The 6,975-nt window shown below is 73.2% G+C and carries 5 protein-coding genes; 1 reads left to right on the top strand and 4 read right to left on the bottom strand.

Annotation, left to right across the window (positions count from 1 at the left end; all coding sequences use genetic code 11):
* Positions 1-270: 270 nt before the first annotated feature.
* Positions 271-2,115 (top strand): glycoside hydrolase family 15 protein, encoded by a 1,845-nt coding sequence (locus ABT245_RS45360; RefSeq protein WP_351746879.1) that lies wholly within the window; start codon positions 271-273, stop codon positions 2,113-2,115.
* Between the two features lie 161 nt (positions 2,116-2,276).
* Here the strand turns inward: ABT245_RS45360 and ABT245_RS45355 are convergent, their stop codons facing one another.
* From ABT245_RS45355 to ABT245_RS45340, 4 genes are all read right to left on the bottom strand, one after another.
* The gene (locus tag ABT245_RS45355; RefSeq protein ID WP_351746877.1) at positions 2,277-2,564 is read right to left on the bottom strand and encodes a YkvA family protein; all 288 of its coding nucleotides are present in this window, start codon (positions 2,562-2,564) and stop codon (positions 2,277-2,279) included.
* An 83-nt stretch (positions 2,565-2,647) separates the two neighbouring features.
* Positions 2,648-3,790 (bottom strand): hypothetical protein, encoded by a 1,143-nt coding sequence (locus ABT245_RS45350; RefSeq protein WP_351746874.1) that lies wholly within the window; start codon positions 3,788-3,790, stop codon positions 2,648-2,650.
* A gap of 669 nt (positions 3,791-4,459) precedes the next feature.
* Positions 4,460-5,824 carry an FAD-dependent oxidoreductase gene (locus ABT245_RS45345; protein WP_351746872.1) on the bottom strand — a complete coding sequence of 455 codons (1,365 nt, stop codon included), beginning with the start codon at positions 5,822-5,824 and terminating at the stop codon, positions 4,460-4,462.
* A gap of 367 nt (positions 5,825-6,191) precedes the next feature.
* A partial coding sequence (locus tag ABT245_RS45340) for a C40 family peptidase (RefSeq protein ID WP_351746869.1) occupies positions 6,192-6,975 on the bottom strand: 784 nt, incomplete at its 5' end.

Genomic DNA, 6,975 nt, shown 5'->3' with positions numbered 1-6,975 from the left:
GCCTTGCCTCACTGCTGCCTCACCGGGGTCACCGCCCCGCCGCCCCACCGGGCCGCCGCCCGCCACCCCGCTGCCGCGCCGCCGCCCGCCTCGCGGCACTGCCGCCGCCTTGCCTCGCCGCTCCTTCACCGGGCCGCCGCCCCGCCGCCCCACCGGGCTGTCGCGCCGCCGCCCCGTGGCGCCGCGTCACGTCCGTGGTCGTGTCGTGGGAAAAGCTTCGCTCCTAAGCTGGAAGCAGCCCGCACGCCCGTTCTCCGGGAGGCTGCCGTGATGTCCGAGACGCCGTTCCGCCGGGACGAACCCGGCAACCCCCGCTATCTGCCGATCGCCGAGCACGGCCTGATCGGCGACCTGCAGACCGTGGCCCTGGTGGGCAGCAACGGCACGATCGACTGGTACTGCTGCCCGTCCTTCGACGCCCCCAGCGTCTTCGCGGCGATCCTGGACGCCGAGCGCGGCGGAGCCTTCGAGCTGGCGGCCGCCGTACCGGCCCGGACCAAGCAGTTCTACTTCCCCGACACCAACGTGCTGATCACCCGCTTCTTCACCGAGGACGGCGTGGGCGAGGTCCAGGACTTCATGCCGGTGTCGGCGGAGCCCGCGCGCTCCACCGAGGGCGACCGGCACCGCCTGATCCGCCGCGTCGTGTGCGTCCGCGGAGCCGTCCCCTTCCGGGCCCGGGTCGCCCCACGGTTCAACTACGGCGCCGACCCGCACGCCGTGGTCCTGCGCAACGGCAGCGCCCTGTTCGAGTCCCCGGAGCTGTCCCTGTGGCTCACCTCCACCGTCGCGCTGGAGAGCGACGGCATGGACGTCCGGGCCGACTTCAAGCTCGCCGAGGGCGAGTCCGCGGTGTTCGCCCTCGACCGGGTCGGCGACGCCGTGGCACCCCGCGGCTGCGCCCAGCTGGAGGCCGAGCACGAGTTCGCCGCCACGGTCGCCTACTGGCGCCGCTGGCTGCACCAGTCCCGCTACCGCGGACGCTGGCGCGAGATGGTGCACCGCTCGGCGCTCACCCTGAAACTGCTCACCTACGCGCCGACCGGCGCCATCGTCGCCGCTCCGACCACCAGCCTCCCCGAGCAGGTCGGCGGCGAACGCAACTGGGACTACCGCTACGTGTGGGTGCGCGACGCGGCCTTCTGCGTCTACGCGCTGCTGCGGCTCGGCTTCAGCAGCGAGGCCGCGGGGTTCATGCGGTTCCTGACCACCCACATCAGCGCCGGCGACGGCGGTGCCGCCGGGCCGCTGCAGATCATGTACGGCATCGACGGCCGCGCCGACCTGCCCGAACGCGAGCTGCCGCACCTGGAGGGCCACCAGGGCTCCGCTCCGGTCCGGGTCGGCAACGCCGCCGCCGACCAGCTCCAGCTCGACATCTACGGCGCCCTCATCGACTCGGTCTACCTCTACGACAAGTGGGCCCAGCCCATCGCCAGCGACCAGTGGGACGACGTGTGCCATCTGGTGGACTGGGTCTGCGACAACTGGGACCAGCCGGACGAGGGGGTGTGGGAGACCCGGGGCGGCCGCAAGAACTTCCTCTACTCGCGGCTGATGTGCTGGGTGGCCATCGAACGCGCCATCCGCCTCGCCAACCGGCGCGGACTGCCCGCCGACCTGCTTCGCTGGCGGCAGAGCCGCGACTCGATCTACCGGCGGATCATGGACCGCGGCTGGTCGACGGCACGCCACGCCTTCGTCCAGTACGAGGACGGCGACGTCCTCGACGCCTCCCTGCTGATGATGCCGCTCGCCAAGTTCATCGCGCCCACCGACCCGAAGTGGCTGTCCACCCTGGACGCCCTGACCGAGGACCTGGTCTCCGACTCGCTCGTCTACCGCTACGACCCGCAGGCCAGCCCCGACGGACTGCGCGGCGACGAGGGCACGTTCTCGATCTGCTCGTTCTGGTACGTCGAGGCGATGGTGCGCGCCGGGCGGCTCGAGGAGGCCCGGCTGGCGTTCGAGAAGATGCTCACCTACGCCAACCATCTGGGCCTGTACGCGGAGGAGATCGGCCGCACCGGTGAGCAGCAGGGCAACTTCCCGCAGGCGTTCACCCACTTCTCGCTGATCAGCGCCGCCTTCAACCTGGACCGCGCCCTCGGCTGAGCGCGAGCCGCACGGCGCCGCAGGCAGGGTCTGCTCCGTCCGCCCTCGTCCGTGCTCGCCGCGTACCCCAGGTGCGGCGAGGTCGTCCGCTGGCGGAGACCACGCAGATCAGGCAGATCAGGGAGAGGCGTCACGCCCGCGCCCGGCGTGCGGGGAGGGGATCAGGGCTTTGTGCCGTCCGTCGGCAGTGTCGAGCCGCCGCGCAGACTGCGCAGCGCGAGCAGCAGTACGCCGATGTCGTCGAGGTACACCGGGTCGGGCAGCAGGTCGGTCGGCAGCACCAGATAGAGGACGGCGCCCCAGAAGATCCAGCGGGGCCCCGTGGGCAGCCCGGCCCGCCGTAGCGTCTGCCGGGCGCGGACCAGCCGGACCAGCAGGACGAGGGCCACGACGAGGACGATGGCCGCGAGCACCGCGGCGACCAGAAGCACGGTCGTGGTCGTGTCCATGGAGGCTCCTGTCCGTTTCCCGCCCTTGTCCGGCTATCCCTTCGCCTTCCCGGTCCTGCGCCGCCGTACCGCTTCGCCACGGTTCAGGAGGGATCCTTCACCTCGTCGGCGTCGTCCCCGCCCCGGGTACGCGGCACCTTGGCGCCGCCCGTCAGCCGGGCGAACGTCCGCGTGAACTGCCTGAGCGGGGACGCTCCAGGCGGGGCGGCAGGCTCGGGCCGTTCGGCCGGCGGGGCGGGCGCGTCACGGTAGGCGGCCAGTGCCTCATGGGCCTGCTCCGCGGCCTCCCGGTACAGGTCGCGGGACCTGGTCATCGCCTCCAGCGCCTCGGCGTACATCGCCACCAGCCCGCGCTCACGGGCCAGTTGCTCCTCCAGGGTCATCAGCGTCCAGTTGTCGCGCAGGTCGGCCAGCGTCTCCGCGGCGCCCTCGGGCGCGGGCTTCGGCAGGGCGGTGAAGCGCCGCAGCGCGTCGAGGAGTTCGGCGGGTTCCGAGCCGTCGAGGAAGACGTTGCGCACGGCGTACTCCATGGCGTCGTAGCCGTCCGGGGCCGGCCGCGGCGGCAGCAGGACGGCCCCGCCGCGTGGCACCTCCACGCCCTGCTCGCGCAGCGCCCAGTTGACGGCGCGCAGTTGGTGCGGCGCGGCCCGGTGCTCCAGGACGCGATGGCGCAGCCCCGGCGGCAGCAGCCGGGCCAGCGGCAGCCTGCCCCGCTCGTCCGGGGTCATGGCCTCGTGCACGACCAGATGGACGGACCAGGACCCGCGCGGGGCGTCGCGGAAGACCCGGCGCATGGCCTTGTCGTCCGCGGGGACCGGGTTGATGTCGCGCAGGCGCAGTCCGGCGACGGTGTGGTGGTGGTCCCAGGGGACGTCGTCCGTGTCGGGCCAGAACATGGTCGCGGGGGACGGCCAGCTGTCCTCCCACGGCCGTTCCGCCTCCGCCACGAGCAGCCACTCGCGCCCGTCCGCCCGGTCCCGCGGGGGCAGGAGCGTCAGCCTGGCCCGCACCGGCACCTCGCCGTCGACCCGCCAGCGTGCCTCGAAGACCCGCCGGGCGGTGTCCTGCGGCACGGGGGGTTCGGCGAAGTCGTCGAGGATCTTGCCGTCCTTGTGCCGACGCAGGGTGCGGCGCAGGACGTCCTCCGAGGAGGTGCCGGTATGGCGGCCGCGGGCCTGCCACACCGTGTCGGGGATCGGGGAGCGGTCGCTGGCGGAGTTCGACATGGGCCCATCTGCGGTGGAGGCGGCGTGCGCCTTCCAGTATCACCGCTGCGGGACGCGGCCCGGCGGCCGGGTCGGGGCCGGTGGACGCACGGCGCCGGTTCCGCCCCGGCCCACGCGCACGGGGAGCGCCCGGCGCACGAGGGAGCGCTCGGCATATCCGGGGTGTGCCCGGCGCACCCGGGTGTGTGCGGCGCGCCCGGGGTGTGTGCGGCGCGCCCGGGGTGTGTGCGGTGCACCGCTCACGGCCCTGGTTCACCCATGCCGGTGAGCTGTCGCGGCATACGACAATGGGGTGCCGGACGGGGCCCGCCCGCCCATCCGCTCAGGGGCGGGCCCCGTTCACGCTCGGCGAGGGCCGACCGCGGTTCCGGGCCGTCGCGGGCGACCGAGAACCCGAACCTGTACCGGCTCGACGGCCGCGACCTGTACGGCGGGACCGACCACGCCCGGCTGCCGCCGAGACGATCCGCACCCGGACGCGCGGCCACCCACCGCCTCGTCGGCGAACCCTTCGCCGCTGGGGCCTTTGCCTCACGGGGCCCTCGCGGCCGGCGGCCCCTTCGCGGACGGCGCGACGACCAAGGGTGACGCCCCACCGGGCCGCGGCGCGTGCCTGGGCCCGTCGCGCCGTCAGCGCGCGCCGAGCCCACGACCACCGCGTTCGGTGCCTTACGCCCCGCTCTCCCGGAGCATGTCCTCGCGCTCGACGATCTTGACGCGCTCGCGGCCCTCGCTCTCGCCCAGCGCCCGTTCGGCGGCGTCCAGGCGGTACCAGCCGTCCCAGGTGGTGAAGCGGATGTTCCGGTCGGCGAGGAACGCGTCCACGGCCTGCGGCGCGGGTGACTCGGGCGTGTGCAGACGGCCGTTCGCGTGGTCGTCGAGGAGGTGGGAGACCGTCTCGTTCGCGTCGCCCTTGGTGTGGCCGATCAGACCGACGGGACCGCGCCGGATCCAGCCGGTGACATACGTGGACTGCAGGTGCGCGCCGCTCTCCTCGATGACCCGGCCGCCCTCGTCCGGGACGGTGCCGGAGTCCAGGTCCCACGGCAGCTTGGGCAGCTTCTCGGACAGATAGCCGACGGCCCGGTAGACCGCTGTGACATCCCAGTCCTTGAAGGTTCCGGTGCCCTTGACGTTGCCGGTGCCGTCGAGCGCGGTGCGCTCGGTGCGCAGGCCCACGACCCTGCCGTCCGCGCCGAGGATCTCCGTGGGCGACTCGAAGAAGTGCAGGAACAGCTTGTGCGGCCGGTCGCCGACGTCGCGGATCGCCCACTTCTCCAGCGTCTTGGCGACCATGTCGGCCTGCTTGTTCCCGCGCCGGGTCTCGATTGAGCCCGCGTCGTAGTCGATGTCCTCGGGGTCGACGATGACCTCGATGTTCGGGGAGTGGTCCAGCTCGCGCAGCTCCATCGGGCTGAACTTCGCCTGGGCCGGGCCGCGGCGGCCGAAGACGTGGATCTCCCGGGCCCTGTTGGCCTTCAGACCGTCGTACACGTTCGGCGGGATCTCCGTCGGCAGCAGTTCGTCCGCCGTCTTGGCCAGGACACGGGCCACGTCGAGCGCGACGTTGCCGACGCCGAGCACGGCCACCTTCTCGGCCTCCAGGGGCCAGGTGCGCGGCACGTCCGGATGGCCGTCGTACCAGGAGACGAAGTCGGCGGCGCCGTACGAGCCGGCCAGGTCGATGCCCGGGATGCGCAGCTCGCGGTCGTCCGTCGCGCCGGTCGAGAAGATCACGGCGTCGTAGAAGGCGCGCAGGTCGTCGAGGCCGATGTCGCGCGGGTAGTCGACGTTCCCGAACAGCCGGATCTGCGGCTTGTCGAGCACCTGGTGCAGGGCCGTGACGATGCCCTTGATACGGGGGTGGTCGGGAGCGACGCCGTACCGGATCAGACCGAAGGGCGCGGGCATCCGTTCGAAGAGGTCGATGGAGACGCCGGGGTCGGCCGCCACCTCGGATTTGAGCAGGGCGTCGGCGGCGTAGATCCCGGCGGGGCCGGCTCCGACGATGGCTACCCGCAGGGGGCGCGGCATGATCAGGTTCCCTTCGAGCGACAACGGGCGACTCGAACGGGAAGCCTAAGCTAAGGCACACCTAAGTTGGTACGCGGGTCCGCCCTATGACCTCATAAGCCGACCTTATGCCCCGCCGGGACGGCGCCTGGGAACGTGGCTGCTCACGGGGTGTAGGTTCTCCCTGCTCGTGTCCTAAAGCGACGCCGTGACCTGCGACTTCTCGCGGTGTCTCACGGCGTGTCCAGCCGCTCGTTCTCACGGCCGTGTCTAAATCCTCGGGATTGTTCATTGAGGCCGTGTCTCTGGCCTGCGCAGTCTCGACCGGGGCCGCCGAGTGGCCACAGTTCGTGGGAAAAGGACACGGGAGCTGGGAACCTACACGGGGTCATGCCGGTCGTATCACCCGGTGGATCGCCGACTCGCCGGCGCCGTAGATGGACTCCTCGCGGACGGCCGAGCCGGGGCCCGGGGCGTGCACCATCATGCCGTCGCCGACATAGAGGCCGACGTGGCTGTCGTTGTCGAAGAAGAAGACGAGGTCGCCGTCGCGGATGCCGGTGAGCGCCACCGGGGTGCCCGCGAGGACCTGGCCCTGCGCCGAACGCGGCAGGGACACCCCGGCGGCCTTCCACGCGGCCTGGGTGAGGCCGGCGTAGTCGTACGAGCCGGGCCCGGTCGCACCCCAGACACACGGCCGTCCGATCTGCGCCCGGGCGAAGGCCACGGCCTGTGCGGCCCGGCCACCGGCCCCCGCGGGAGGGAGGGAATCCGTGCTGGTCGGCGTGCCGGCGGTGAAGGACTCGGTGCCGACGGGGGAGCCGGTGCCGGGAGCGCCCGAGGGCACGGCCGCCTCCGGCCCGGGCTCGATCGCCGCCACCGCCTCCGGTAGCCGCACGGCGTGCCGGGCCAGCACCTCGCGTGCCGCGGCGAGCTTGCGGCGGTTGCTCTCCTTGGAGCCGGCCGGTGAGGGCCTGCGCGGCCCGATGGCGGGCGCGGGCAGCGCCGGAGCGTTCGGCGCCTCGGGTGCGCGCCGCTGCGCGGGCACGGCGGGCAGCGCGGCGACGGGCCCCGGGGGCGGCGTGGGGGCGGGCCCCGCGGCAGGCTCGGGGACGGAACGAGCGGCAGGCTCCGGGAGCGAGCGGCCGGTGGGCTCGGGTGCCGGGGCGCCG

The sequence above is a fragment of the Streptomyces sp. NPDC001508 genome, from assembly GCF_040298665.1.
GTDB lineage: Bacteria > Actinomycetota > Actinomycetes > Streptomycetales > Streptomycetaceae > Streptomyces.
Note: the sequence above shows the minus strand (reverse complement) of the source record. Positions and strands in the feature narration are given on the sequence as shown.